27 protein-coding genes and 2 pseudogenes are annotated in these 23,844 nt (G+C 67.7%); 19 read left to right on the top strand and 10 right to left on the bottom strand.

What is annotated here, in order from left to right:
• Positions 1-116: 116 nt before the first annotated feature.
• The 5 genes and pseudogenes from ABCN56_RS14025 to ABCN56_RS14005 all read right to left on the bottom strand — a co-directional run.
• A pseudogene (locus ABCN56_RS14025) lies at positions 117-311 on the bottom strand (transposase); the annotation flags it as partial.
• A gap of 376 nt (positions 312-687) precedes the next feature.
• Entirely contained in the window at positions 688-1,206 is a 519-nt protein-coding gene (locus ABCN56_RS14020) for an SH3 domain-containing protein (protein ID WP_343081412.1), read from the bottom strand.
• A complete protein-coding gene (locus tag ABCN56_RS14015; RefSeq protein WP_343081411.1) occupies positions 1,203-3,056 on the bottom strand; it encodes a serine hydrolase domain-containing protein in 1,854 nt (617 codons plus the stop codon). The genes ABCN56_RS14020 and ABCN56_RS14015 overlap by 4 nt, the downstream gene beginning before the upstream one ends.
• Before the next feature lie 116 nt (positions 3,057-3,172).
• A complete protein-coding gene (locus tag ABCN56_RS14010) occupies positions 3,173-3,385 on the bottom strand; it encodes a hypothetical protein (protein ID WP_343081410.1) in 213 nt (70 codons plus the stop codon).
• Positions 3,386-3,416: 31 nt separating this feature from the next.
• Positions 3,417-4,067 (bottom strand): pyridoxamine 5'-phosphate oxidase family protein, encoded by a 651-nt coding sequence (locus ABCN56_RS14005; RefSeq protein ID WP_343081409.1) that lies wholly within the window; start codon positions 4,065-4,067, stop codon positions 3,417-3,419.
• A gap of 78 nt (positions 4,068-4,145) precedes the next feature.
• Here ABCN56_RS14005 and pdxR point away from each other — a divergent pair, with 78 nt between their 5' ends.
• Together pdxR and ABCN56_RS13995 are read left to right on the top strand one after the other, a co-directional pair.
• Complete coding sequence (gene pdxR, locus ABCN56_RS14000; RefSeq protein WP_343081408.1) at positions 4,146-5,582, top strand: MocR-like pyridoxine biosynthesis transcription factor PdxR; 1,437 nt, start codon at positions 4,146-4,148, stop codon at positions 5,580-5,582.
• 96 nt (positions 5,583-5,678) lie between these two features.
• Positions 5,679-6,779 (top strand): acyltransferase family protein, encoded by a 1,101-nt coding sequence (locus ABCN56_RS13995; protein WP_343081407.1) that lies wholly within the window; start codon positions 5,679-5,681, stop codon positions 6,777-6,779.
• Positions 6,780-6,791: 12 nt separating this feature from the next.
• Here ABCN56_RS13995 and ABCN56_RS13990 read toward each other — a convergent pair whose 3' ends face one another.
• Genes ABCN56_RS13990 through ABCN56_RS13980 form a run of 3 tightly spaced genes read right to left on the bottom strand, consistent with a single transcriptional unit; the run spans position 6,792 to position 9,222 of the window.
• Positions 6,792-7,388, bottom strand: a complete 597-nt coding sequence (locus ABCN56_RS13990) for a DUF1349 domain-containing protein (protein ID WP_343081406.1) — start codon at positions 7,386-7,388, stop codon at positions 6,792-6,794.
• Positions 7,385-8,290: a GNAT family N-acetyltransferase gene (locus ABCN56_RS13985; protein ID WP_343081405.1), complete on the bottom strand. Its 906-nt coding sequence runs from the start codon at positions 8,288-8,290 to the stop codon at positions 7,385-7,387. The genes ABCN56_RS13990 and ABCN56_RS13985 overlap by 4 nt, the downstream gene beginning before the upstream one ends.
• A complete protein-coding gene (locus ABCN56_RS13980) occupies positions 8,287-9,222 on the bottom strand; it encodes a GNAT family N-acetyltransferase (RefSeq protein ID WP_343081404.1) in 936 nt (311 codons plus the stop codon). The genes ABCN56_RS13985 and ABCN56_RS13980 overlap by 4 nt, the downstream gene beginning before the upstream one ends.
• Positions 9,223-9,370: 148 nt before the next feature.
• On the opposite strand from ABCN56_RS13980, the gene ABCN56_RS13975 reads away from it, so the two are divergent.
• The 13 genes from ABCN56_RS13975 to ABCN56_RS13915 all read left to right on the top strand — a co-directional run bounded on the left by ABCN56_RS13975 (position 9,371) and on the right by ABCN56_RS13915 (position 18,822).
• On the top strand, positions 9,371-10,378 hold the full coding sequence (locus ABCN56_RS13975) for a GlxA family transcriptional regulator (protein WP_343081403.1): 1,008 nt from the start codon (positions 9,371-9,373) through the stop codon (positions 10,376-10,378).
• A 140-nt stretch (positions 10,379-10,518) separates the two neighbouring features.
• Positions 10,519-10,944 carry a hypothetical protein gene (locus ABCN56_RS13970; protein ID WP_343081402.1) on the top strand — a complete coding sequence of 142 codons (426 nt, stop codon included), beginning with the start codon at positions 10,519-10,521 and terminating at the stop codon, positions 10,942-10,944.
• A gap of 138 nt (positions 10,945-11,082) precedes the next feature.
• Positions 11,083-12,144: an NAD(P)H-dependent flavin oxidoreductase gene (locus tag ABCN56_RS13965; protein ID WP_343081401.1), complete on the top strand. Its 1,062-nt coding sequence runs from the start codon at positions 11,083-11,085 to the stop codon at positions 12,142-12,144.
• A gap of 28 nt (positions 12,145-12,172) precedes the next feature.
• Entirely contained in the window at positions 12,173-12,412 is a 240-nt protein-coding gene (locus ABCN56_RS13960) for a DUF1127 domain-containing protein (protein WP_343081400.1), read from the top strand.
• 11 nt (positions 12,413-12,423) lie between these two features.
• Positions 12,424-13,047, top strand: coding sequence for a LysE family translocator (locus ABCN56_RS13955; RefSeq protein ID WP_343081399.1), 624 nt, complete (start codon positions 12,424-12,426; stop codon positions 13,045-13,047).
• A gap of 21 nt (positions 13,048-13,068) precedes the next feature.
• The gene (locus ABCN56_RS13950; RefSeq protein ID WP_278030116.1) at positions 13,069-13,869 is read left to right on the top strand and encodes a glucose 1-dehydrogenase; all 801 of its coding nucleotides are present in this window, start codon (positions 13,069-13,071) and stop codon (positions 13,867-13,869) included.
• Positions 13,866-14,381 carry a DUF6653 family protein gene (locus tag ABCN56_RS13945; protein ID WP_343081398.1) on the top strand — a complete coding sequence of 172 codons (516 nt, stop codon included), beginning with the start codon at positions 13,866-13,868 and terminating at the stop codon, positions 14,379-14,381. Before ABCN56_RS13950 ends, ABCN56_RS13945 begins: the two co-directional genes overlap by 4 nt.
• Positions 14,374-15,135, top strand: a complete 762-nt coding sequence (locus ABCN56_RS13940; protein WP_343081397.1) for an alpha/beta fold hydrolase — start codon at positions 14,374-14,376, stop codon at positions 15,133-15,135. Before ABCN56_RS13945 ends, ABCN56_RS13940 begins: the two co-directional genes overlap by 8 nt.
• A gap of 40 nt (positions 15,136-15,175) precedes the next feature.
• Positions 15,176-16,027: an alpha/beta fold hydrolase gene (locus tag ABCN56_RS13935; RefSeq protein WP_343081396.1), complete on the top strand. Its 852-nt coding sequence runs from the start codon at positions 15,176-15,178 to the stop codon at positions 16,025-16,027.
• Positions 16,024-16,437: a hypothetical protein gene (locus ABCN56_RS13930; RefSeq protein WP_343081395.1), complete on the top strand. Its 414-nt coding sequence runs from the start codon at positions 16,024-16,026 to the stop codon at positions 16,435-16,437. The genes ABCN56_RS13935 and ABCN56_RS13930 overlap by 4 nt, the downstream gene beginning before the upstream one ends.
• A complete protein-coding gene (locus tag ABCN56_RS13925) occupies positions 16,430-16,972 on the top strand; it encodes a GNAT family N-acetyltransferase (protein ID WP_343081394.1) in 543 nt (180 codons plus the stop codon). The genes ABCN56_RS13930 and ABCN56_RS13925 overlap by 8 nt, the downstream gene beginning before the upstream one ends.
• A 227-nt stretch (positions 16,973-17,199) precedes the next feature.
• On the top strand, positions 17,200-17,754 hold the full coding sequence (locus tag ABCN56_RS13920; protein WP_343081393.1) for a TetR/AcrR family transcriptional regulator: 555 nt from the start codon (positions 17,200-17,202) through the stop codon (positions 17,752-17,754).
• Positions 17,755-17,808: 54 nt separating this feature from the next.
• Positions 17,809-18,822, top strand: coding sequence for an alpha/beta fold hydrolase (locus ABCN56_RS13915; RefSeq protein WP_343081392.1), 1,014 nt, complete (start codon positions 17,809-17,811; stop codon positions 18,820-18,822).
• Between the two features lie 223 nt (positions 18,823-19,045).
• On the opposite strand, the gene ABCN56_RS13910 is transcribed toward ABCN56_RS13915, so the two are convergent.
• Positions 19,046-19,309: a hypothetical protein gene (locus ABCN56_RS13910; RefSeq protein WP_343081391.1), complete on the bottom strand. Its 264-nt coding sequence runs from the start codon at positions 19,307-19,309 to the stop codon at positions 19,046-19,048.
• Between the two features lie 158 nt (positions 19,310-19,467).
• A pseudogene (locus tag ABCN56_RS13905) lies at positions 19,468-19,986 on the bottom strand (YcbK family protein); the annotation flags it as partial.
• Positions 19,987-20,136: 150 nt separating this feature from the next.
• Here ABCN56_RS13905 and ABCN56_RS13900 point away from each other — a divergent pair.
• From ABCN56_RS13900 to ABCN56_RS13885, 4 genes are all read left to right on the top strand, one after another.
• The gene (locus tag ABCN56_RS13900) at positions 20,137-20,970 is read left to right on the top strand and encodes a CPBP family intramembrane glutamic endopeptidase (RefSeq protein ID WP_343081390.1); all 834 of its coding nucleotides are present in this window, start codon (positions 20,137-20,139) and stop codon (positions 20,968-20,970) included.
• Complete coding sequence (locus ABCN56_RS13895; protein WP_343081389.1) at positions 20,967-22,145, top strand: serine hydrolase domain-containing protein; 1,179 nt, start codon at positions 20,967-20,969, stop codon at positions 22,143-22,145. The genes ABCN56_RS13900 and ABCN56_RS13895 overlap by 4 nt, the downstream gene beginning before the upstream one ends.
• 217 nt (positions 22,146-22,362) lie before the next feature.
• The gene (locus tag ABCN56_RS13890; RefSeq protein ID WP_343081388.1) at positions 22,363-22,875 is read left to right on the top strand and encodes a flavodoxin domain-containing protein; all 513 of its coding nucleotides are present in this window, start codon (positions 22,363-22,365) and stop codon (positions 22,873-22,875) included.
• Positions 22,872-23,834, top strand: a complete 963-nt coding sequence (locus ABCN56_RS13885; RefSeq protein WP_343081387.1) for an alpha/beta fold hydrolase — start codon at positions 22,872-22,874, stop codon at positions 23,832-23,834. The genes ABCN56_RS13890 and ABCN56_RS13885 overlap by 4 nt, the downstream gene beginning before the upstream one ends.
• The last annotated feature ends 10 nt before the right edge of the window (positions 23,835-23,844 follow it).

Raw genomic sequence — 23,844 nt, 5'->3', positions numbered from 1 at the left:
GATTTGCCCTTACCCTCGATGGAGTCATTCTGCGCGCTGCGCGATCGCTGTGCCAAGAGAGGTGAAGCGGACGACCAGGCTTCGCCCGTGATGGCCGCTTCGGCGCGCCAAGGCTGGGGGCGATACGGGATCTGAACCATCAAGTTTTCTGACGACGGCACAGCATGCTGAAGTCCCGAACCGGCCAGCCCCGCCAGGTCCAACAAGCTAGCCACCATGCCGGTCGGCTGCCGCCTGCGTTTGCCGGTCGGTTCGGCAAGCCGCTGTGACCCAGAACCGAACCATGACGACTGCAATCCATGCTTCGCCAAGGCGGCGTTGCAGCTGCGCCAGTTCGTCGTGCGGCGGGTCGGGGGCTTTGGTCAGCTAACGCCGACTGACTGACGGGCTGGATTGGCGCTGTGAATCCGTCACGGTATTTGCACACGGAAGCTGGCGGAGAAAATGCGACTCGGGGCTGGTGGCGGAGGGGACGGGACTGGCATCGAACGTTCTCTGGCCCGTAACCCATTGCAATATAGGAAAATCGTCTCAGTTCGCGGCGTCGTTCGATGCAATCGCGACCGGGAGCGAACTGTTCAAAGCTTCTGCTTCGCCGCCGTTAGCCGCAGCGGCATCCGCAGGCCGGCCGCGAAACTGCTGACCCCGACCCATGGCGGCGATGACCGCGAGGTGGCACAATCTGCCCTATCCATCGATGAAGAGAAGGTCCGACAGCCGGACCCAGCCTTCCCATCCCCCTTGGCGGACCTTCTGCCAGCCCTCTACTTGATATGGTAGAAGGGCGATGCCGCAGCTTCGTGGAGCGAGGCGTGCAAGCACTCGCGAACCATCGGACGGCCAGGCCCGCAGTGCCACGGCTTGCGGCTGTGTGAGCGGGCTGAGGCAGTTCGTTGCGCGCGACACCGCCGCGATGTGGCGGCGGTGCACCCAGCCGGCATGGTGGCCGTCCTCCACCGGGCACCAGTTGCCGCGGCACGCTGCGGTTACGGTCAGTCCGCAGGTCGCATAGGGCAAGCGGGTCACGACCCGGTGGCCGGTTCCGGGCCCGACGCGCAGGTTCAGCGGATCTTCGGGCGAAACGTGGACGACACAATGCTCGGCTCCCACGCGGACCGGTTCGGCCGCTGCGTGACCGGAAGAGCCGATGAGCGCGATCGGCGCAAGTGCCGCGAGGAGCGGGAGGACGCCTTTGGCAAAATTCATTGTACCGCCTCGAACACGTACTGCGCTGCGCCTTCGCCGAAACTCAGCGACCGGGTCGCCGGATCGAAGGCGAGCGGCGTGGTGAAGAGCGGCCCTTCCCAGACGATCCAGCGTTCGGGTCTTGCGGGGTCAACGCGAAGCTCGCCCGCCATCTCCCCGATATCGAAGATCAGCCGGTCGCCGTCGCGCCGCAGGGCCACCTCGCCCAGGACACTCGACCGATACCGTTCCACGGCGGCACTGGCCACCTCGGGCGGGATCGGTCGGGCGTTGGCCCAGTCAGCCGCACGGCGGTCGGCCTCGGCCCGGGCAATCAGGGCGCCAGCGTGGTGGTTTTCTGGCAGGTCGAACAGCACTTCGAGGAACCGCGCGCGGACCGCCTGGACGAAGTCGTTCGCCCGGCCCGCGTTGGTCAGGATCACGATGCCAGTACCCGCTTCGGGCAGGAAGGCCACCTCGCTCGTAAAGCCGAAGGTGTTGCCGCCGTGGTGGATCAGACGCTGACCCTTCCAGTCCTCGACGAACCAGCCGAGCCCGTAAGACATTGTCGCGCTGACCGGCACCTGTGGCGCGGTCAGATGGGCGAGGCTCTCGGGCGCGACGATGCCGTGCTCGCCGCCGGTGGACAGAAGCGCCTCGAGATAGCGTGCCATGTCGGCCGCGGTGGACCAATGCGCGCCGGCTGGTGCCACGGGCAGAAGCGCGGCTTCGGTCTGGATCGGCAGTGCGCGGCGCTGACCCGCGCCATGGGGCGCGTGAGGCGTGGCGACATCGGCATCGGCCATGACCTCGGAAAAGTCGAGCGTGGAGCGGGTCATGCCAAGGGGGGCGAACAGGCGTTCCTCCAGCAAGCGGGCATAGCCGGCGTCCAACGCACCCCATTCGGCAGCGTCGGCGGCGGCTGCGACCCAGCCGCCCGTTGCGACCAGCTGGTTCGAATACTGGAAGGCCTCGCCGAACCCGGTGAAGAACTCGAACCCGGCCAGAGAGCCGATCACCGTCTCGGCATCGAGGCTTTCCGCGTTGAACAGGAATTCCATGTCGCGGCGCGGCACGCCCGAGCAGGCGCAGACGAGGTTCTGGACGGTGATCGTCTCCGAAAGCTCCGGATCGGCGACGGCAAAGCCTGGCAGGACGCTCTGCACCGGTTGGTCCCACGACAACCGTCCTTCCTCCACCAGCCGGGCCATCAGCAGCGTCGTCATCGACTTGCCGATCGAACCAATCATCATCCGGGTGTCCGGTGTCACCGCATCGTCTGTGTCGAGGGCGCGGACGCCGAAGCCCTGCAGCATCCGGACCTCGCCGCCCTGCACCACGGCGACGACGGCGCCCGGTACGTCGAAGCGGTCGAGGTTGTCCTGAACGTAGGAACCCAGCGCATCCAGATCCGCCGCATCGAGGTCATCAGGCGCGATACCGGTGAGGTCGACAGTCGCCGCATCGGCAGGCTGGAACCCCGTCACGGCGATGTTCACCTGCGCGCCGCGCCGCTCGAGCGCGGCCAGCGTTCCGCGGATCAGTGTCACATGCAGGCGGCCGCCGCGGCTCTCGACGACAGCCTGACGGATCACGTCGCCCTCGGGCGGATAGGCGAAGGCCGTCGCGGTCTCGACCCCTTCGCGGGGTGGGGCCGGGACAACGGCGTGGGGGGCGGGCACAGTCTCGCCAGCCGCGCTCCACGCGGTATCGACCGCCTGCGTCGGTTCGCTTGCGTCCGACAGACCGAACCAGAGCGCGATGTCACCCTCCGGACTGGTAAGCTCCACAAAGGGTCCCGACCCGTCGAGCTGCCATCCCTCGGGCGAAACGAGAGTGAAGCGGTTTTCGGGATCTGTCCAACGGGTCATGGCGTCGTCCTCGGCGCAAACGGAAACGGTCAAGCCGATCAGAGCCGCCCCGACAAGGAAGCTGGAAAGAAAACGGTGTCTCATCGCGATGGTGCTCCGGTAACTGTCTTGTCGGCCTAGCGCCACGCCATCATGGCGGCGCGCGCCGCGGCTTCGTGCGGCAGGAGCGTGCGCTCACTCTTCGGCGGCAGACCGACATCGGCACGCAGCCGGTCATCGAGATGCGCGATCACTGATGCCGTGCGCTGACGGTTGCAGAGGCTCGAAAGGGTCTCCCTCAGGGGCAGGATGAAGCGGGGGGTCGCGAAGGTGGTATCGGCGAAGGTCATGGGTCTGGTTCCTTGAAGGGGGATCATGAGGTCAAAATGCGAACCGCGCGCGGGCGCGGGCGATCGACGGCGGTTCGGGCAAGGTTTCAGGCGTATGCGCGTCGGGCAGGCCTCGGCCGAGCGCCGTGACCACCGGTACGACACCGCCCCAGAGGCCGAGCGCATGGTCGCCCTCGTCATCCACGGGCGGGCCGCCGCGGACCTTGGCACTGGCGGCCTCGATCGTCAGGGCGACGACTCCTGTTGCCTTGCGCTCCTGAGCGGTCATCGGGCGGATTTCGGCATAGCGGCCTGGCAGCAGATGCTCGGTGATGGCCTGAAGGGCGGTTTCCAAGTCTTCGGGGTCCGTCACGGCACGCCCGGTCCCGTGCACCACCGCCGAGCGGTAGTTCACCGAATGATGGAACCCCGACCGTGCGGCCACGATCCCGTCGAGCAGCGTCACGGTCATCGACAGGGGTGCACCGTGGGCCAGCTTCACGATCCGTGCCTTCGACGCGCCGTGCAGCCAGAGGCATCCGGGGCCACGGGCGTAGGCCATCGGCATCACCATCGGCCGCCCCTCGGCGACAAAGCCGACATGCCCGACCATCCCAGCGTCGAGGATCGCGTGGACGGTCGCCTCGTCGTAAAGGGCGCGTTTGGGGTTGCGGGCGCGGTTGAAGCGGGGCTGGTCGGTCATGGCGCATCTTCCTCTTTCGGATGGGCGCCTTCTGCCCCATGATCTGGCCCCATGGAGGAGCCAGTCGGCAGGCGTTTCATGGAACCAGCAGTCTTTGCGAGCCTCGTGACGGTCGACCCCGCGGCGTCCGAGACATTGGTCGCCCGGCTCTATCGCGGCATTCGGACGGCGGTTCTGGAGGGGCGGCTGACTGCCGGCGAGTCGCTACCCTCGTCGCGCGCGGCCTCGGCCCTTCTCGGCGTCGGGCGCAACACGGTGAATGCGGCCTACGAGCTTCTGGCCGCCGAGGGGGTGATCGAGGTCCGGCCCGGGACGCTGCCGCGCGTGGCGGCACTGGATCTCGGACGGGCGTCCGGTTCTACATCGTCCGTCCGCCTGTCGGATCGCGCGCGGGCCGCAGGCACGACCCTTCGCCGGGGATTGTCCGAGGGCCGGCTTGCCCCCGGCTCGCCCGATCCGGCGCTGTTTCCCGCCGACGCCTGGGGCCGGGTCCTGCGCCGCGCCGCGCGGCACCGCCAGGACGGGGCCGAGGGCTATGCCCATTTCGAGGGCCTCCCCGAACTTCGCAAGGTGCTGGCCGACCAGCTGCACCGCCACCGCGGACTGGTCTGCTCGCCCGAGGATATCGTCGTGACGCCCGGAACGCAGGCGAGCCTCATGATCGCCGCAGCCACGTTCGCGGATCCGGGCGAGGTCGCGCTGGTCGAGAGCCCCGGCTACATCAGTGCGCGCGCGACGTTCGAGGCGGCCGGGCTGACCTGCCGCGCGCTACCGGTGGACGCGCAGGGTGCCGATCCCGCAGCAGCCGACCTGAACGCTGTTCGGCTGATTTATCTCACGCCCTCGACGCAGTATCCCACAGGCGTGCGCCTGCCGATGCCGCGCCGCCTTGCCCTTGTCGAGGCCGCCCGCGCCACTGGCGCGATGATCGTCGAAGACGACTACGACAGCGAATTCGTCTGGGAAGGCAGAGGCATCGCCGCGCTGGCGGCGCTGCCCGACGCCGGTCATGTCGTCTATCTGGGCAGCGCCGCCAAGAGCCTGCTGCCGGGTCTGCGCATCGGCTGGCTGGTGGCGCCCAAGGGCAGCGCCGACGCCGTTCAGGCGGTGCAGCGCAGGCTGGGCCTCGCGGCCAATGTCCACGCACAGGCGGCTCTGGCGGAGTTCATGGCGCAGGGAGCCTACCGCGCGCATGTCGCGGCGATCTCCTCGGCCTATCGCGAGCGCCTGCGGCTCGTCACGTCGGCGCTGACCGAGGCGCTCGGGGACCGCGTCCAGCTTTCCGCTCCCGATGGCGGCCTACAGCTGACGGCCCGCTTGCCGGAGGTGGCGGATGACGGCCCGCTGCGCGCGTCGCTGAACGACGCCGGCTTTGCCGTGTCTTCGTTGTCCGACTATTTCCTCGATGCTCCCGTGCAGGGGCTCGTCATCGGGTTTGGTACCGCAAACGCCCGCGATGCCCGTCGCTTCGCCGAGACGCTGCTCCGGCTTCTGGACAGGGGCGACGGAGGATAAACCCGAACCGGCTCCCATCAATCGATGACGACTGGTTCTGTGCGGGGGCGCACTTCCTCTGCATGGGTGGCGCCAGCTCTTCAGCAAGGCGCGACCATGACCACCATCACCGCAATCCGACCCGCCCCGTCCCTCACCCGCGCCGTCTGGATCGACCGGCTGCGCACGGGCCTCATCCTGCTGGTGATCCTGCACCACGCCGCCATCACCTACGGTGCGAGCGGCAGCTGGTTCTTCAAGGCTACCGAGGCGACGAGCATACCGCTCACCTTCCTCGCTGCCGTGAACCAGGCCTTTTTCATGGGGCTGTTCTTCATGCTCTCGGGCGCGCTCGCGCCGAGATCGCTGGACCGGAAGGGTGCGGCCGCCTTCCTGTCCGAGCGCGTCCTTCGGCTCGGGCTGCCGGTCCTTATGTTCGGCTTCGTGCTCGGACCACTGACCGCCGCGCTGGCCAGCGCCCCTCCTGGCGACATCCTCGCGGAGACGGGCCGACGTATCCTGCAGGCCAGCTTCATCCTTGGCCCACTCTGGTTTCCGGCGGCCCTGCTGGTCTTCTCCATCGTCCTCACCGTCTGGCCTGGACACGTTGGCGAAACCCGGCCCGTGCCGCCCTTCGTTCATAGGTTTGGCCTCGCGCTCCTCACTGGCCTCGCCGCCCTCGCAATCCGGCAGGTCGTGCCGGTCGGCGCGACGGTCGCGGGCTTCCAGCTTGGCTATTTCGCATCCTACGTCGTTCTCTTCGTGGTCGGCGTGCAGGCGTGTCGGAACGGCTGGCTCGACCGTCTACCGGCGCGCAGCCTGTGGCGCTCCATGGCCGTAGGTCTGGCGACGCTCCCCGTTCTGCCGGCCGTGCTGCTGTCGACCGATGCCCCCCGCTTCGAAACGGGCTTTTCGCTGGCCGCTATCTCCTATGCCTTCTGGGAGCCGCTGGTCGCCCTTGGCACCATCGCCGCGCTCGTCCACTGGACCCAGCGCAGCGGCGATCGCGCCAAGGCGTTCTGGACCTGGGCGGCGGCGAACAGCTACGGCGCCTTCATCCTGCACGCGCCGATCCTGGTGGCTGCGAGCCGCGCGCTCGATGGCACGGGCGTGCCGCATGGCGTGGCCTTGCCGGTGTCCGTGGTCGCTACGGCCCTCGCGGCCTTCGGACTGACGGCGCTATCGCGCAGGTCCGCGCTGGTGCGGCGGGTGGTCTGACGGCGAGGGCCCCTAGTAGGCCGGGGTGTCGTCGTGAAGCGCCGAGGCGACGGCGGGGCCGAGGGTGAACTCGCTGAAGCGCGCCCTGAACCCCGCACGCTCGGGCGAACACGCCATGGGCCCGACATGCGCCGGCCCCTCGGGAAAAGGCGCCACCCGTAGGAGTTGCCAGCGGTTCGCGGCATTGCGCGCCTGGATCACGACGGCGCCGCCTGTCCGCGTCAGGCGCAGGCGTTGCGGCCCGGGCGCAGGTCCCAGCGCCACCGTGGACCAGTCCGAAGCCCCCCGCGTCACCACGACCGAAAGGTTCGCCACCCCGTCGGACAGTTCGATCCCCGCCTTGATCCAGTGCGCCTCGTCCCGGCGCAGCATCACCCCGGCCTGATCGTAAAGCGCCTGGTAGTCACCGTCGAAGCCGACATGGGCCGTGAAGTCGCCCTCGACCGGCACCAGCAGCGCATGGCCGCTGTCGCGACGAAAGCCGTAGAGCGTATCGCGCCAGAAATCCGTGCGCTCGCCGGTTTCCAAGGTCAGGGCCTCGGCTGCCCGGTTCCAGGCGGGCGGCGGGTTCAACCAGTCGGCCCCATCGAGGGCTGTCAGTGCGGTCATGTCCGGTCTCCGTCCGTCGCCGTCATGCGGATCAGCGGCAGCGCGCGTCCGTGGTCGTCGGTGTCGCGCCGCCCCGTCTCGGCGAAGCCGCAGGCGGCGTAGAAGGCGCGCGCGCCTGCATTGGCCTCGTAGACCTCGACCGCCAGCCGCCCCTTGTGCCGAAGGGCCTCCCCGATCAGGGCGCGGCCCGCCCCGGAGCGATGTGCGGCGGGATCGACGAAGAGCCCGCCCACCAGGTCGCCCAGAAGCGCGATGAAGCCGATCACCGCGCCATCCCGCTCCGCGACGGTGATTTCGGCGGCCGGCATGTAGGTGTCACGGATGACCGCCGCATCCGCATCCAGCGTCGCGGCGTCGAGGAACGGATGCCCGGCCTCGGAGGCCGCGCGCCACAGGCTCATGCACCCCTCGAGATCCCGGTCAGCCTCGTAGGGCCTTAGCCGCAACCCGAGGTGCCCGTGCAGATGTGGCCGGAGGATGCCGGGGATGTTCCCCGGATGGACGGTGTCGGTGGTCCCGTCCAGGTCGTTCAGGCGCCACCACTTGTGGCGGTCAAGTACCTCGCGCTCATGCACGGTCCGGCCCGACAGGCTCAGGTCGGTCCTGTCGGTGCGGATGAGGAAGAACCTCTCCTGCGCCTCGACCCATGAGCCGTCCGGCATCTGCAGGGGAAAGTCGCGCGCATGGACAGGCGCGCCGGGGTCCGTGGCGGCGAGCCCGGTTTCCTCCGCGAGTTCGCGCAGGGCGGCATCCTTCCAGCTTTCGCCCGGCTCGAGCGCACCGCCCGGCGTGGCCCAATAGACCTGCCCGGCCAAGGGGCCGTCGCGGTGATTGAACTGCAGGAGTAAGACCCGGTCATCCGGATCGACGACCAGCAGGCGGGCGGCGGGGCGCGGTCTCATTTCAGCGGAGCGACATATTCATGCGACAAAGTGGGGAATCCCATCTCCGTCGTAGGGTAGGTTCGCCGCCTCTTCCAGCCTGCGCGTTCGTAGAAGCGGATCGCGCGCTCATTGAAGGTACGAACTTCCAAACGGCGGGCACCGAGCGCCTCGGCATGACGTAGCAGGCGCAGCCCGATGCCACCTCCCTGAAACTCGCGCGCCACATGAAGATCTTCGAGACAGTCATCCTCGACAAGGAGTGCGCCGACCAAATCAGGGCCCAGTTCGGCCAACTGGATACGGCCGAGCGCTGCGTCGAGAAACCGCGCGACGGGATCCTCGGCCCGAAACCGCGCCTCGGCTTCCGGCGGCAGATGCGGGGCCCAGAAGGTGAGCCACGAGTCGGCTAAAAGCGCATGCAAGGCGTCGCGATCCGACGCCTTCGCAGATCGGATCAGGACCGGCGCGGCGCTGGCACTGTCGCGTGCGCTATCGGAAAGCGATCCGGTCTCTTCGCGATCGCCTTCGACTGCCGGGGCGGTAATAGCGAGGAAACGAGCGGACTCGCCGGTCTCGTTAAGAACCTCGTGGGCAATGCCCGCGGGAATGCCGAGGAGATCACCCGGTCCAAGCCGGCGCGTTTCGTCCGGCAGACGGATGAGCAAGGTGCCTGAGAGCACGTAGAACGCCTGCTGACCCGACAGATGCCGGTGTGGACGTTCCGAGGTTCCGGGCGGCATCCGCTCCTCCCGGATACTCAGACCCGGCGTCTCGAGCAGCCGCCAGCCATCGCAGCCGTCTCCCCACGTGTAATGGGTTGCGGGATCGGCGCGGGATGATCTCGGCAAGGGCATCGGGACGTGGCTCTCTCGTTTGAAACGCTTCGGCAGGTGGAACGAACGGCCGGAGAAGTCGCGGCTTTGGAACGGTTCGGGCACAACACTGTCCATAAGCATCCGTCGGCTCAAATGACTCGTTAGCATCAAATTCTGCCAACACGGCAGCAAACGATGGACTGGTTTCCGTTCTTCCCCAATGCTCCCCGTGGCATTGCCAATTCAGGAGCGCTTTCGCCGCATCGAGAGAGATCATCGCACCGTGTCGCGGAACAGTCAGATACAGCCGATCCGCCGCGTCGGGTTCCTCGTCTACGAGGGAATGGCGGCAAGCGACATCCTCTGGGAGATCGACATGTTCCGCCTCGCACCGGTGATTGCGGAGGCGGAAGGGCTCGCCTGCCCCAGCTACGAGACGATGGTCGTCGGGCTGAAGCGAGGTCCGGTGACGACGTGGTCAGGGTTTCAGATCGTCGTGGAGAAGGCTCTCTCCGACCTCGGTGCGCGGCTCGACCTGCTCTACATCGGCAGCGCCGCGCCGGAGAACCAGGAGCGGCTCGCGGCCGATTCGGGATTTGCGCGGGCCATGGCGACGGTTGCCTCCAGCGGCTGCCGCATCGTCGCCGTGGGGTCTGCCGCCCTGATCCTCGGTCGGCTGGGTCTGCTGCGGGGGCGGCGCGCGACGATCCATACGGTCGCAGCACAAGTCTTCAGGGCCGAGTTTCCGGAGGTGGAGTTCGATCCTGACCCGCTCTGGGTCGAGGACGGGCCAATCGTGACCACGGCGGGATCCATGCCTGCGGTCGAGTTCACACTCGAGGTGCTGGAGCGGGATTGCGGGCGGGCGATGTCCTTCGCCATCGCCAAGGCGGGCCTCCTGCCGATGCGGCGCGGATCGAGCCAGAGCCGACTGTCGGCAGCACTCGTCATGCAGATGGAGGCGAGCGACCGGTTCGACGGGATGCTGCAATGGCTGAGCGAGAACCTGCACGTGCAGGTCACGGTGGCCGATCTGGCGGATCTGGCGGGCATGAGCCCCCGCAACTTTGCGCGCCGCTTCGTGGAGCGGACAGGGACGACGCCCGCGAAACTTGTCGAGATGCTGAGGGCCGAACGCGCGCGGCAGCTGATCGAGACGACGGCCCTGCCGCTGGTGCGCGTGGCCGAACGGTCCGGTTTGCGCGACGAGCAAAGCCTCCGCCGCGCGCTCGTCAAGGCCTTCGGCAAGACCCCGAGCGCGCTGCGCAGCCGGTCGACGCCGGAAGACTGACACCAATGGCAGAAACTGTCGGGTCCTTGTCCTAGGGGCCTGGGGTCGTTTCGAGGTAGTCAGGCCGCGACACGAAACGGCACCGACACGAATGGCGTCTCGATCTGCAAGGACTGCGAACCCCCGCAATGACACATGCAATGACCCTCGACGGCACCGCCAACTCCTCGACCCGACGCACGGCTAAGGTGATGAAAACCGCTCAGGCTCTGGTGTTCCTCGGCCTCGGCGGCTGGTGCCTTCTGACACCCCACATGGTCGAAGAGCTGTCGCTGAAGCCCGAGTATCAACACCTGAGCGATACCACCGCGCTCCTCATGGGCTGTTTCGGCGCGCAAGCGGTCCTTTGCGGCTCGCTCATGCCGCTCTCGCGCTTCACTGCGATGACGTTCCTCGGTTTCGGGCTTCTCGCCTCGATCCCGTTCTTCGTCTTCAACGCATGGTTCGTCTGGGTAGTGGAAATGTTCACGCCCCTCATGCTCCTCGACTTCGCCGGAAACGTCAGCTTCTTCCTCATCGGGATCTTCGGCTGGCGCCTGATGCGGCACGAGACGACCCCCGTCTGAGCCCGCAAGCCCCGGCGCCGCAGTTCCTCCCCTGACGCGGCGCCGGGCAACTCTGGCAGAAACTGACCGAACTCAACGGGCGGCGCATGGCGCTTGGCCGGCCGCCCTCTTCATGCCTCGTGAAAAGGAAAGACCCTGATGTTCGACACCGCAATCACCCGCCGCTTCGGCATCAAGACCCCGATCCTGAACGCCGGGATGGCCATGGTCGCCCGGCCCGATCTCGCCGCCGCCGTCTCGAACGCGGGCGGGCTCGGCATGATCGGCGCCGACGTCGCCCCCGCCGAGGCCCTGCGCGCCATGGTGCGCGCGGTGAAGGAGAAGACCGACAAGCCGTTCGGCGTCGATCTGCTCGCGCCGATGATCACCGACGCGCATCTCGACGTGCTGGCCGAGGAAGGCGTGGCGCTCTGCGTGGTCTTCTGGGGCAACCCGACCCGTGACCAGGTCGCACGGATCAAGGCGGGAGGCAGCGCCTTCTGGATGCAGGTCGGCTCGGTCGAGGAGGCGCTGGATGCCAAGGCCCTCGGCGCCGAGGCGATCATCGTGCAGGGGCTCGAGGGCGGCGGCCACAACCGCTCGGTCGCGACGACCTTCAACCTCCTGCCCGCCGTCCGCGCCGCCGTCGCCCCGATCCCGGTGATCGCCGCTGGTGGCATCACCGACGGCGCCAGCATGGCGGCCGCGCTGGCCCTCGGTGCCGAGGCGGTCTGGTGCGGCACGCGGTTCCTCGCCAGCCGCGAAGCCGACGCGAACGACGGATACAAAGCCCGGGTGCTGGAGGCAGGCGTGGGCGACACGCTCTCGACCACGCTCTTCGGCCCCGAGATGCCGCTCCAGCCCATGCGGGTGATCCGCAACGCGGCGACCGACGAATGGGCCGGCCGCGAGGAAGAGGCGATGGCCGCGACCGCCGGCCAGACCGCCGGAACCCTGCGCACGCCCAGTGGCGAGGTGCCGCTGCCGCGCTTCTCCGTATACCTGCCGACGCGCGACGTAGAGGGCGACCTCGACCAGCTCTGCCTGACCGCGGGCCAGAGCGCCGGCAAGATCCGCGAGCTGAAACCGGCGGCGCAGATCGTCGACGAAATGACCCGCGAAGCGCACGAGACCATCGCGGCGCTGGCGCGGCGTGCGACCGGTGCAGCGGCCGTTATGGCCGCCCTTCATCACGCGACCGCCGAGACTGCCCCGGCCTGAATACCGAACCCATTCTGAGAGAGACGACATGACGGACAATGTTCTGAAGAGAGTCTTCCCGACCCTCGATTTCACCGACCTGCCCCGAAAGGGCACGCGCCATCTGCACGCCCTGCTTCGGCGGGCGCGCGAGGCCCGGGACTTCCGCCATCTGGCGGGCCTTCCCGACTACCTCCTCGAAGACGTCGGGATGACACGCGAACAGGCGAAAGCGTTCGCGAGGCGTGCCACTTGGGATCCGCTGGCGCTGCGACGTCCCGCGGACTGAAAGGCGAGATCATGACCGGCTTCTGGACCCTCCACGCACCGGCCACGCTCGCCATGGTCCTGCCCGTGCTGATGATGCCGGGGCTCGACTTCGCGGCGGTCTCGCGCAACGCGCTGGCAGGGGGGCGCCCGGCTGGCATCGCCGCGGCGCTCGGCAATACGCTGGGCGCAGGTGTCTGGATCGTCGGTGCCGCGCTCGGCACCGGCGCCGTCACCGCGCGCATCCCCGGAGCGGAGGCGGCCCTCCGCCTCCTCGGCGGCCTCGTGCTCTTCTGGTTGGCCTGGCGGTTCCTGTCGCTTGCCCGAAGAGTGCAATCGGATACGCGATCGGGGCCGCCGCAGACCTCCCGCACCGGCGCGTTCCGCGACGGCGCGCTCGCCGCCCTCCTGAACCCGAAGACGCCGCTCTTCTTTGCCGCGGTCTTCGGTGCGAGCGGCCTCGCCACCGCCTCTACCGCGGACCGCAGCGCATTCGCGCTCGTCGTGTGCCTGCTGCACTTCGCATGGTTCGCGGGTGTGGCGCTGGTGCTGGACCGCATCGGAACGCGTCCAGGCAGCGGTCCGGTTCTGCAGATCGGTGCGGGCGCCGTCGCGATGGTTCTCGCCGCGGCCGGGATCATGGCGCTTCGCGGCTGATCAGGGATGAAAGGAAACGGAATGCGATTGCAGGGAAAGATTGCGCTCGTGACGGGCGCCGGGCGCGGGATCGGCGCCGCGATCGCTCAGGCGTTCGCAGCCGAGGGTGCGCATGTCTGGGTCAGCGACATCGACGCCGCCGCCGCGGAGGCTGTCGCCGGTGCGATCGGCCCGGCCGCGAGCGCTCTCGCGCTCGATGTGCGCGAACCGGACGATTGGCGCGATGCTGAGCGGGCCATCCTCGCCCGCGACGGACGGCTGGATGTGCTTGTGAACAATGCCGGTATCACCGGCCTCGAGGATGGCGCGGCGCAGGATGTAGCCACCGTCGCGCTAACCGACTGGCGTGCGGTGCTTGCCACCAATCTCGAAGGCGTGGTGCTCGGCTGCCAGATGGCGATCCGCGTCATGGGCGCGCGGGGCGGCGGTTCGATCGTTAACATAGCCTCGCGCTCGGGCCATGTCGGAATCCCGGCCGCAGCCGCCTATGCCGCCTCCAAGGCCGCGGTGCTGAACCACACGCGCAGCGTTGCGCTCCATTGCGCCGAGCGTGACCTCGGCATCCGCTGCAACTCGATCTCGCCCGCAGCCATCTTGACGCCGATTTGGGAGCCGATGCTGGGCGACGGCCCCGAGCGTGCGGCGCGGATGGCCGATTTCGTCGCCGACACGCCGCTGCGCCGCTTCGGCGAACCAGCGGAGGTGGCGGCGCTGGCGGTTCTGCTCGCCTCCGATGAGGCCCGCTACATGACCGGCTCCGATCTTGCGCTAGACGGCGGGCTGCTGGCGGGCACCGCCGCCCGGCCGGAGGTCGAGCAATGAGCGGTTCGACCTTGTCTCGACGGGGGCTTGCGGCGGTCTTCCCGATGATTTCGGGCGCCGATGCCGACGCCTGGGCGCGGCACACGCACCCTGTCAGCGTCTGGACGCGCATCGGCCTCGGTCTGCCGCTCCTGATCCTCGCCGGCTGGAGCCGTGTGTGGATCGGCCCGTGGTGCATCGCGGCGCTCCTCGGGGCGGTGCTGTTTCTTTGGCTCAATCCACGCATGACGCCGGTTCCCAAGTCCACCGATAACTGGGGCGCGCAGGCGGTAATCGGCGAACGCCGATGGGTTCGGACGCCGCGCGCCGACCTGCCACGCTGGCACCGCACCGTGCCGCGCGTCCTGATCCTCAGCTCGGGCCTGGGCCACGCCGCCGTGCTTTACGGCGTCGTGGTCCTCGACCCGTGGTTGACGGCGCTCGGATACGCCACCGGCATGCTCTGCAAGCTCTGGTATCTCGATCGCATGGTCTGGCTCGAGCGTGACATGGGACGGGATCGCGATGCCTGATCTGCACCTGCCTCCCGTGCTGCTGCTCCACGGCGTCTGTTCGACAGGAGAGACCATGGGCGCTCTCGCCGACGCCTTCCGCGACCGTGGTTGCCGCGTGGCTGCCCCGACGCTGGCGCCGCAACGGCGAACCGATGCAGGCGCGCTCGACGGCAGCCTTGCGAACCTGACGCTCTCCGTTCTGCTCGAAGAGGCCCGCGACCATGCCCGCGCCATGACAACGGAGTTCGCCGAGAAACCTCTCGTCGTCGGGCATTCTAACGGGGCGCTTCTTGCCCTGGCACTTGCCGGCATGGGCGCGGTTGGCGCCGTCGGTCTCGCGGCCCCTGCGCCACCGCCCTCGGTGCCCGGCGCACCCCTCTGGCTGCGCAGGCTGCTGTTCTCGCGATTGTTCGGCACGGGCTGGGAGACGCGCGCCATCCGGTTCCGTCCAGGATGGCCGTTCAGGGAAGAGATGCCTGGCATGGACCTCGCGCGAACCCTTTGCCCCGACAGCGGACCAGCCATGGCCGAGGCGCTGGCGCCCGCGCGAGGCGGACCTTTCGACCCGACGCCCCCGCTTCAATGCCCTGCCGTCGTCGTCGCCGGATCGAAGGACAAGATGGTCCCGATCGCCCTGACGCGCAGCCTCGCGCAGAGCTTCGGCGCGGCCCATCGCACGATCGACGGCGCGGGGCACTGGCTTATCGGAGAAAGGGCGCATGGTCGTGCCATCAGCACCGCCATTCTCGAAACCCTGAATGAAAAGGCGTGACGACATGATCACCGAAACCCCGATACGACCAAGAGGCCACTTGGAAATCGAAGGCGTCTTCGTCCCGTTCAGCAGCGAAGGCGAGGGGCAACCGGTTCTGCTGACGCATGGCGTACTCGGCGACTTGCGCAGCCTCGCCCCGGCGGCCGGCGAGCTTTCCGACGCGTTCGAGACGATCACCGCGTCGCTGCCCGCCCTGCCGGCCGTAGCACGGCCGAGCCGGCCCTTCGGCACGGCGGGCCAGCGCGACGACATCATAGATCTCATCTGGTCGTTGGGGCGCGGCCCCGTTCACCTGGTCGCGTGGTCGTTTTCGGCGCATTCCGCGTTGGCCGTGGCCATCGACCGCCCGGACCTCGTGCGCAGCCTCTTTCTTTACGAACCCGGCTTTCCGACCTTCATCGAGGACGACGCCATGCGCGACGCCGTGATGGCGGATATGGGCGCGGCCTTCGGGCCGGTCGCGCAGGCGGTCGAAAGCGGTGACCGAAAGGGCGCCGTTCGGCTCGCGATCGACGCTGCGGCGCGACGGGTCGGCCATCATGACGCTCAACCCGAGGCGATCCGGGCGATCTACCGCGACACTGCTCACACCCTTGAAGCGATCTTCGCGCAGACGCAGCCGATCCCGCTCGGGTCCTCGGATCTTTCGCGAATCCACTGCCCGGTGACGGTGGCGCGCGGGGACGGAACGCGCGACTGCTACGCCATCGTCTCCGATGCAGCGGCGCGCCTCGTACCGGGCGCCGCGCATATCGTCGTGCCGGACGCCGGCCATCTGCTGCCCGAACAGGACCCGGCGCGCTTTGCCTCCCTCGTGAGAACGCATCTCATGGTCGCCGAGGGCCAAAAAGACAGCGCCGAACGTACGGCAATGGAGGCCGCCCAATGACGCTCGACGGACGCCGCATCCTGCGTTGGCACGCAGGCTTCCTGATGACGCTGACGCCGATCCTGACGGTCGGCTCCTATGTCGGATTGTTCACCGGTCTGGGGCCCTATGGTGGATTGGCCGAAAACCCGATGGCCGTCGCGGGGCTCGCTCAAGCCTATCCGCTGATGGGGCTGGTCGCGGTGGCGATGTGGATGGGTGCGCGCGGCCCCGCGCCCCGGCGCTTCAGTCTGCTGGCCATCGCCGCCCACTGCATTCCGCTCTCGGCGCTGGCGATGCTCTGGGAGCCGATCATGGCAAGCCCGATTGCCCCGGCGATCCCGCTGAGCTTCCTGATCCACGGCGGCGGCATCGCGGCGGAGCTCTGTTCACTCGCCTTCGCCTCCAGAGACGGCAGCCGGCATGTGTGACCGTCGTCCACGATTCGTGATCCGGGAGGTTTCCCCGAAGGATATGGAAGCCCTCGATGCCGTGGAACGATCCGCGGCGCAGGCCTTTTCCGCCATTCCTGGCCTCGGCTGGCTCGCGCACCGCGCCAGCCCACCTCGGCATCTGTCCGACCGCGTCCCTGCTGGCGATTGTCGTCTGGCTGCAACAGGCGAGGGCTGCGGCATCGTCGGCTTCATCCTCGCGCGCAGGGTCGAAGTCCACCTTCACATCGACGAGATCTCCGTGCGGCGCGACTGGCAGCGCCGGGGCATCGGGCAAACGCTCATGCGCCATGTTCTGGACGCCGCGAACGAACAGGATGTGGTCGGGACGACCCTTACGACCTGGCGCGATGTCCCCTGGAATGCGCCGTGGTATCGCCGCTTTGGCTTCAGAGTCCTTGGCGCGGAAGAGGCACCGAAGTTCCTGAGCGACCTCTTGGCGCTCGAGTGCGCAGAAGGTCTTTCTCCGCCGGAGCGTGTGGCCATGATCCGACCGAAGCTGCCGTCTCGGTGAGCCGTTCCCAAGAACGCCGTCTCCCCTTAGGCAGCAGCGACGTGTTCTCGGGCCTTGGCGTCTGAACCGCACCGCCAAATCTGGGGGGCGCCACCCAACGCCGCTCGGCTTCTCCGGTTCGTTACCGGAAAACCGGCTTCGCAGCGCTTGACAGCATCAAGGCTCATCAATATAGGACGGCTGTCCGTTTTACTGGTGAGTCGATGCCGAAGATTGCCAAAGAAGCCATGGAAGAGCGGCGTGCGCAGATCCTCTCTGCCGCGCGACGCGTCTTCGCCGTAAAGGGGCTGTCGAAGGTCACCCTGCGCGACGTGTTCCGCGAGGCGGGGCTGAGCGCCGGGGCGGTCTACAACTACTTCCAGTCGAAGGACGACCTGATCCTCGGCGTGACGGAGGCAGGCATGGCCGAGGCGCTGTCGGCGTTTGGCGGCGCTGCTGCCGGTGCCGGCCTGGATGCGATCATCGACACCTTCTTCGATGCTCTGGCCGGCATGGACCCTGCCGAGGCACCGCGCGTCGACCTGATGATCGCGGCCGAAGCACTGGCCACTCCTGATGTTCACCGCGCGGTGGTAAAGAACCGCGCCGCGGTCAAGGCCGCGCTAGTGCGCCTGATCGAGCGGCGGCAGGCAACGCGCGGGGACTGGGCGGGCCATGCCGCCCCGACCCTCGCGGACCTTCTCTACGCGACCTACCAGGGCCTGATCCTGTCGGTCGCGCTGGGCGAGAAGCCCGACATCGCGGGGATCGGCCGCGCGCTGAAGGCCATGCGCTTCGACTGATCCATTTTTTACCAGAAAATCGGACGGACGTCCGATCTATGAAAGGAAAAACCCATGACGACCCTCTCCATCTCTCCCGCCCAATCCCGGCTTGCGTCCTTGCGCCGGCCCCTCCGGATCGCTGCCGCTGCGCTGACGGCCATTGCGCTGATTGCCGCCGCGCAGGAAGGAACGCGTCAGTGGACGCAGGCGCAGATGTCCCACGACGCGACCTTCGCCGGCACCGGAACGCATGATCTGCGGCTCCTCTGCACCGGTGCCGGTGAGACGACCTATGTCCTCGAGGCGGGCGCGACAGGTTTCGCCGAGACCTGGACCTGGGTTCAGGACGCGCTCGACGACGACGCGCGGGTCTGCTCCTACGACCGGGCCGGCATGGGGCTGAGCGAACCGTCGCCCGAGGGCTTCCAGCCCGGACAGACGGCGCGCGACCTGCACGCCGCCCTGACCGATGCCGGCGAGGCCGGCCCGTTCGTCGTGGTCGGCCACTCGCTGGGCGGGTTCTTCGTGCGCGATTTCGCGGCGCAGTTCCCGGCGGATACCGCCGCCGTCGTTCTGGTCGACTCGTCCCACGAGGACCAGCTTGCCGCCTTCAGCGACGACATGGTGTCAGAGTTCCGCGCTTTTCCCGGCCTTCTTTCCGTGCTCTCGGGGATTTCGATGACCGGGCTTTTGCACCTGTGGAACCCACTTGAAGCCGGAGCAACCGGGCTGGAGGGCCATGCGCTCATGGCGGCTCGCTCTTTTGCCGGCGACCGCGTTCACCTCGCGACCTCGGCCGAGGAACTGCGCCACTGGGACGCCATCACCGCTCGCGCCGAGGCGCAAGATTTGCCTGCGGATCTGCCGGTCCTCGCGGTAACGGCTGGCAGCGCTGTGCCCGGCTCTGAAGATTTTTCCGATCTCGTGGAACCGCTCCACCGGGAGATCGCACGCCGCTTCACGATAGGCGAGCAGGTCACGATCGAACGGGCCGACCACTTTTCAGTCCTGATGAACGAGGACCACGCCGGTATCCTCGCTTCGCTGATCCATGAGTATGTACAACGGGCTGGGGTGGCCGAATGATGGAGCCCGCAAGCATTCCTTGCAGCGCCCGCAGGTAGAGAAGCAATGGTTCGTCGTCCCGCGGCGGACCATCGGTCAAGATGAACGTCAATTCCAGCAACCGCAAAGAACAAGTGAGTGCCACTGCATTTGCCTAATGCGCAATCTGCATGACCTTCAGTGGGCGGAACTCGATGATCCGCTGATCAGTCGCAAGCCTCGCAATCGGTGTGGATGCGACCCTTCACCATCCCGCCACAGTACAGATCCTCGCTTGCTCGCGCATCACTGCGTAATCATTCAGCATCTCCGCGATCGCCGAACCCTCGAGCAACAGATCCAGCTCCTCTGCCGCGCGCGCGTGGAACTCCCTGCTGTACTCGACGACCGGCGGGCACGCCCCTGGCCCGCTACCGTCAGAACCGTCCGTCGCGCAGCCGCTCAGCAAGCTCGTTGCGATCACGAGGGCGGCGAGCTGCCGCCTTGAGTATCTGGCGCTGGACTTCATTGACCTTCTCCGTGGTTTCAAGGCGTTCGGCGAGGCGTCCCGCTCGCTCCCCGGAGCGCCGAAGCAAAAAACATGAACAGGAGCACTCGCGATGGCGCCGTAGCGCAGCGCCGCCCGCATCCATGGGCTCGTGGCGATCCCGGTGAGGCGCCCGCCGATCACCGCCGCCCCCGGCGCCAGTCATCGAGACGCGCGTAGATCGTGACCGCGATGCCACCGAGTGCCACGACGATGAACACCCAGCGGAGCGTATCGAGATACGGCACCAGCGGCAGGATCGCGGTCTGGGTCTCGGCCAACACGCTCTGCGCGACCTCAACGCCCGCAGCACCCAGTGTCGCTACTCCGGCCGCGCCACCGCCCTGCATGGTGCGGCTGTCGGCCAGAACTTCGCGCGCTGGTGGCGTTTCTTCGGCGAAGGCAGTCGCCCGGTCCGGGAACGGCTCGCCCCACTGCCGCGCGGGCCCAAGGTCGACATGAATGAAGCCCGAGCGCGGATAAAAGCCAAAGCCGATGAACCCGACCTCGCGCGCGTTCGACGGGTCGACGGTCCACCGGACCGTCGCCTACTCCGCCTCACCCTCGAAGGCCACCGGGTCGTGGTCCGTCATTGCGATGTCGAAGGCGGCGCCGTCGAGGTGCTTCGAGCGCGTGGCGCCGCCGACTGCGCGGTTGTGCGAAGAGTGCATCCCGATGGTGTGGAGACCATGCCCAACTCTGCCCGTTTGCATGCCGCCCACCCGTTTGATCTCGATCAGCGAAGACGCGGGCGAATTGAACGATGGTGCGGCCAATTCCAAAAATGACCGTCTCGAGAGGATTCACTTATGTCTTCCATCGCGATCAGACCGCAGTCGAGCCTCCCCTCCTACGCGCTCCTGTTCTTCGCCTTGCTCACCTTCGGCATCACATGGACCGTGATCGGCGGCTACATCTATTTCCCGCAACGGGCTGCCGCGATCTTCGGCGAGATCGGCGGCAGCCATCCCCTCTACTTCCTCGCCACCTGGGCGCCCGGCATCGCGGGCATCCTTCTGGTGCTGGCGTTCGGCGGGTTGCGGGGCCTGCGCGCCTTCTTTTCGCGTCTTTTCTACTGGCGCTGCGCCCCGGTCTGGTGGGCTTTCATCCTGATCGGCATCCCCGTCGTCTTTATGGTCGGGTCGCTGATCAAGGGCGGGCCGCTGCTTGCGCCGCTGCCACCCGAAGGCGTGGGCGCCATGGTCGCGCTCATGTTCATGATGCTGTTTCTCGGGCCGATGGAGGAATTCGGCTGGCGCGGCGTCGCGCAGCCGCTACTGCAGCGCCATGTTGCCCCGTTCTGGGCCGGGGCCATCATCGGCGCGGCCTGGGGGATCTGGCACCTGCCCGCCTTCTATCTGGCGGGTGTCGTCTACGAGAACTGGTCCTTCCTGCCCTTCTTCATCGGCAACGTCACCCTCGCGATCCTCGTGACGCCAATCTTCAACGCGTCGCGCGGCAGCCTGCTTCTGCCGATGCTGTTCCACTGGCAGCTGATCATCCCGTTCTGGCCCGATGCCCAGCCCTGGGACACCCGCATCCTGGTGGTGGTGGCCGTGGTCGTGGTCTGGCTGAACCGCAAGACGATATTCACCCGTGAAGGCGCGGTGACGGAGGTCATTCCGGGGGAGGTGCGGCCATGAAAGGCAAGCTTGTTGCAACTGCCGTCGCCACATCCCTCGCGCTGGCCGGCCCGGCGTTCGCCGAGCCGCAGCAAGACCGGCTACAGGGCCTGTTGGACAGCTTCCGGCAGGACTACGGCTTTCCCGGCGCGACGGCCGCCATGGCGCTTGCCGACGGCAGCGTCGTCATGGCGGAGACGGGTGTTGCCGATGACGAGACCGGCACGCCGATGGCATCCGACAGCCGGATGCTGGCCGCCAGCATCGGGAAAAGCTTCGTCGCGATGACGGCGTTGTCGCTGGAAAGCGACGGCGTCCTGTCCCAATCCGACCTTGTCTCCCGGCACCTTGGCGACCGCGACTGGTTCACGAGACTGCCGAACCACGGGACGATGACGGTGGGCGATCTGCTGCGCCACACGTCGGGCCTACCGGACCATGTCCACCTCGAGACTTTCCAGTCGGAGATGGCGGCGCGGATGGCCGGCGGCAGCGCTGCGTTCACGCCGGAAGAGGCCATCGCCTTCGTCCTCGACACGGATCCGTTGTTTCCCGCAGGGGAGTCATGGGGCTATTCCGACACAGGGTATCTGCTGCTCGGCCTCGTGATCGAACAAGCCAGTGGCGCGGCGTATTACGACCTCGTGGCGGAGCGCTTCCTGACGCCGCTCGGCTTGAGCGCCACGACCCCCTCGGATACGCCCATTCTGCCCGGTCTGGCGGCGGGATATGTGGGAGAGAATAACCCCTTCGGTCTGCCGCAGCGGACCATGGACGACGCGGGCCGTCTTCTGTGGGATCCGGCGATGGAATGGACGGGGGGCGGGCTCGCATCCAGTTCGCGCGATCTGGCGGTCTGGGGCCATGCTGTCTTCGGCGGTGCGGCCATGGCGGAGCCCTATCTCGACCGGCTGCTCGACGGCGTCCCCGTCTCGCCCGATGCACCGGGCATTCTCTATGGCGCCGGTGTTGCGATCTACGCCGACACACCGCGCGGTCCGGTCTACGGCCATGGCGGCTGGATTCCGGGATATGTCTCAAGCCTGCGCCACTATGCCGATCATGGCGTGACGGTGGCCTTCCAGATCAACACCGATGTCGGAATTGTGGACGACAGCACCGATCTTGTGCCGGCGCTGGAAGCAGCACTGGCGGATCTGGCGATCGGCCAAGGAAGTGGAGCGGGTCAGCCATGACAACCGATCGCAGAGCTTCTGCATGGTCCCTCTTGCAGGGTTCCGCCGTGGCTGGTCCCACTTTCAGGTTCACAGGGGGGTAGCCATGCGGCTCATGGGACGACGCAGGTTTCTGTTCGCGCTCGCCGGTATCGGCTTGGTCGCGTTGGGCATCAGAGGCGCGACACGGAGCCCCGCACTCATACTCATCACCTCCGCTTGCCAGGGAGACCCCCGCATGACCGACAGGATCCTCGTGGCCTACGCAACACGGACCGGCTCGACCGCCGAGGTCGCCGACGCCATCGCCGGTCGACTTTGCGAAGCCGGCCTTTCGGCCGAAGCACGATCCGTGAACGAGGTGACAAGCCTTGAGGGTTATCGCGGAGCCGTCCTCGGCAGCGCGGTGCGCTACGCGTCCTGGTTGCCGGAGATGACGGATTTCGTTTCGGCAAACCGCGACGCGCTGTCCGCCATGCCGGTAGCCTTCTTCACGATGCACATGCTCGCTCTCGGTGACGATCCCGCCGCCGTGGAAGAGCGCGCGAAATACACCGCGAAGGCGCGTGATCTGATCACACCTACCGACGAAGTCTTCTTCGAAGGCATGATCGACCCCGCACGCCTGTCTTTCCTCGACCGCCTCGCCGTGCGCCTCGTGAAATCCCCGGTCGGCGACAGGCGAGACTGGGAAAGGATCGCCGCCTGGACAGACGGGCTGGCGCCGCGGCTTGCGTCGGCACCGACATGACGACGCGGCGCACCCTTCTTCTGGGCCTCGGTGGGCTGGCGCTTGCCGGTGGCGGCTTTGCCGCGGGCGCTTTCCGCGAGGCGCGCATGCAGGCCGATAGCAGGCTGTTCGGGCAAGGCACCGTGATCGAGACAGGCGCGGGGCCGCTGGAATACGCGGTCGCCGGGGACGGCCCGCCCCTGATGATGATCCACGGAACCGGCGGCGGGTTCGACCAGGGGCTCCTCTTCGCGTCCGGGCTCCGCCGGAGCGGCTTCCGCATCGTTGCGCCCTCGCGCTTCGGCTACCTCGGCAGCGCCTTTCCCGAAGACGCCTCGCCCGTGCACCAGGCCGACACGTTGGTCACGTTGCTCGACCATCTGGGCATCGACCGGCTGCCCGTCGCCGGTGGCTCGGCCGGGGCGTTGACGGCGGCCGAGTTTGCGCTGCGCCATCCCGACCGGTGTTCGCATCTTGTCCTGATCGTCCCGGCTGCCAACCTGACGGATCGCGACCCGGTGGAGTTCACGGCACTGCAGCGGCTTGCCGTGGCCGCCGTGCTCGGCTCGGATTTCGCGTTCTGGTCCCTGTCGCGCCTCGCACCCGGCCAGATGATCCGCACGCTTCTGGCGACCGACCCAGACCTTCTCAACCGGGTCCCGGAGGCGGAGCGCCTGCGCGCCCGCACGATCCTCGACCAGATTTTCCCGATCAGCCGCAAGATCGACGGCCTGCGAACCGACGGCTTCTGGGCCGGAGCGCCATCGCCCACCGATTACGAGCGGATCACCGTGCCGACGCTGATCCTGTCCTGCGAGGATGACCTCTTCGGCACCGCGGACACCGCGCGCCTTCTTGCCGACCGCATCCCCGATGCGCGGCTGATCCTCTACCCCGACGGCGGTCACATCTGGCTGGGCCATGACGACGCCCTGACCCGAGAGATCGCCGATTTCGTGAGCCAGACGGGGCGGTCCTGACCCCGCAAGG

Source organism: Ostreiculturibacter nitratireducens (assembly GCF_032670585.1).
GTDB lineage: Bacteria > Pseudomonadota > Alphaproteobacteria > Rhodobacterales > Rhodobacteraceae > Ostreiculturibacter > Ostreiculturibacter nitratireducens.
This window is presented reverse-complemented; position numbering and strand designations above follow the sequence as displayed.

Excerpts from the sequence above, each read along its gene's own strand:
- ABCN56_RS13915 (WP_343081392.1), top strand. The coding sequence starts at position 17,809 with ATGACGACCCTCTCCATCTCTCCCGCCCAATCCCGGCTTGCGTCCTTG.
- ABCN56_RS13980 (WP_343081404.1), bottom strand. The coding sequence starts at position 9,222 with ATGGACAGTGTTGTGCCCGAACCGTTCCAAAGCCGCGACTTCTCCGGC.
- ABCN56_RS14010 (WP_343081410.1), bottom strand. The coding sequence starts at position 3,385 with ATGACCTTCGCCGATACCACCTTCGCGACCCCCCGCTTCATCCTGCCC.
- ABCN56_RS13920 (WP_343081393.1), top strand. The coding sequence starts at position 17,200 with ATGGAAGAGCGGCGTGCGCAGATCCTCTCTGCCGCGCGACGCGTCTTC.
- ABCN56_RS13955 (WP_343081399.1), top strand. The coding sequence starts at position 12,424 with ATGACCGGCTTCTGGACCCTCCACGCACCGGCCACGCTCGCCATGGTC.
- ABCN56_RS13965 (WP_343081401.1), top strand. The coding sequence starts at position 11,083 with ATGTTCGACACCGCAATCACCCGCCGCTTCGGCATCAAGACCCCGATC.
- ABCN56_RS14005 (WP_343081409.1), bottom strand. The coding sequence starts at position 4,067 with ATGACCGACCAGCCCCGCTTCAACCGCGCCCGCAACCCCAAACGCGCC.
- ABCN56_RS13910 (WP_343081391.1), bottom strand. The coding sequence starts at position 19,309 with ATGAAGTCCAGCGCCAGATACTCAAGGCGGCAGCTCGCCGCCCTCGTG.
- ABCN56_RS13925 (WP_343081394.1), top strand. The coding sequence starts at position 16,430 with ATGTGTGACCGTCGTCCACGATTCGTGATCCGGGAGGTTTCCCCGAAG.
- ABCN56_RS13930 (WP_343081395.1), top strand. The coding sequence starts at position 16,024 with ATGACGCTCGACGGACGCCGCATCCTGCGTTGGCACGCAGGCTTCCTG.
- ABCN56_RS13995 (WP_343081407.1), top strand. The coding sequence starts at position 5,679 with ATGACCACCATCACCGCAATCCGACCCGCCCCGTCCCTCACCCGCGCC.
- ABCN56_RS13895 (WP_343081389.1), top strand. The coding sequence starts at position 20,967 with ATGAAAGGCAAGCTTGTTGCAACTGCCGTCGCCACATCCCTCGCGCTG.
- ABCN56_RS13985 (WP_343081405.1), bottom strand. The coding sequence starts at position 8,290 with ATGAGACCGCGCCCCGCCGCCCGCCTGCTGGTCGTCGATCCGGATGAC.
- pdxR (WP_343081408.1), top strand. The coding sequence starts at position 4,146 with ATGGAACCAGCAGTCTTTGCGAGCCTCGTGACGGTCGACCCCGCGGCG.
- ABCN56_RS13970 (WP_343081402.1), top strand. The coding sequence starts at position 10,519 with ATGACCCTCGACGGCACCGCCAACTCCTCGACCCGACGCACGGCTAAG.
- ABCN56_RS13885 (WP_343081387.1), top strand. The coding sequence starts at position 22,872 with ATGACGACGCGGCGCACCCTTCTTCTGGGCCTCGGTGGGCTGGCGCTT.
- ABCN56_RS13950 (WP_278030116.1), top strand. The coding sequence starts at position 13,069 with ATGCGATTGCAGGGAAAGATTGCGCTCGTGACGGGCGCCGGGCGCGGG.
- ABCN56_RS13960 (WP_343081400.1), top strand. The coding sequence starts at position 12,173 with ATGACGGACAATGTTCTGAAGAGAGTCTTCCCGACCCTCGATTTCACC.
- ABCN56_RS13990 (WP_343081406.1), bottom strand. The coding sequence starts at position 7,388 with ATGACCGCACTGACAGCCCTCGATGGGGCCGACTGGTTGAACCCGCCG.
- ABCN56_RS14015 (WP_343081411.1), bottom strand. The coding sequence starts at position 3,056 with ATGACCCGTTGGACAGATCCCGAAAACCGCTTCACTCTCGTTTCGCCC.
- ABCN56_RS13945 (WP_343081398.1), top strand. The coding sequence starts at position 13,866 with ATGAGCGGTTCGACCTTGTCTCGACGGGGGCTTGCGGCGGTCTTCCCG.
- ABCN56_RS13940 (WP_343081397.1), top strand. The coding sequence starts at position 14,374 with ATGCCTGATCTGCACCTGCCTCCCGTGCTGCTGCTCCACGGCGTCTGT.
- ABCN56_RS13890 (WP_343081388.1), top strand. The coding sequence starts at position 22,363 with ATGACCGACAGGATCCTCGTGGCCTACGCAACACGGACCGGCTCGACC.
- ABCN56_RS14020 (WP_343081412.1), bottom strand. The coding sequence starts at position 1,206 with ATGAATTTTGCCAAAGGCGTCCTCCCGCTCCTCGCGGCACTTGCGCCG.
- ABCN56_RS13900 (WP_343081390.1), top strand. The coding sequence starts at position 20,137 with ATGTCTTCCATCGCGATCAGACCGCAGTCGAGCCTCCCCTCCTACGCG.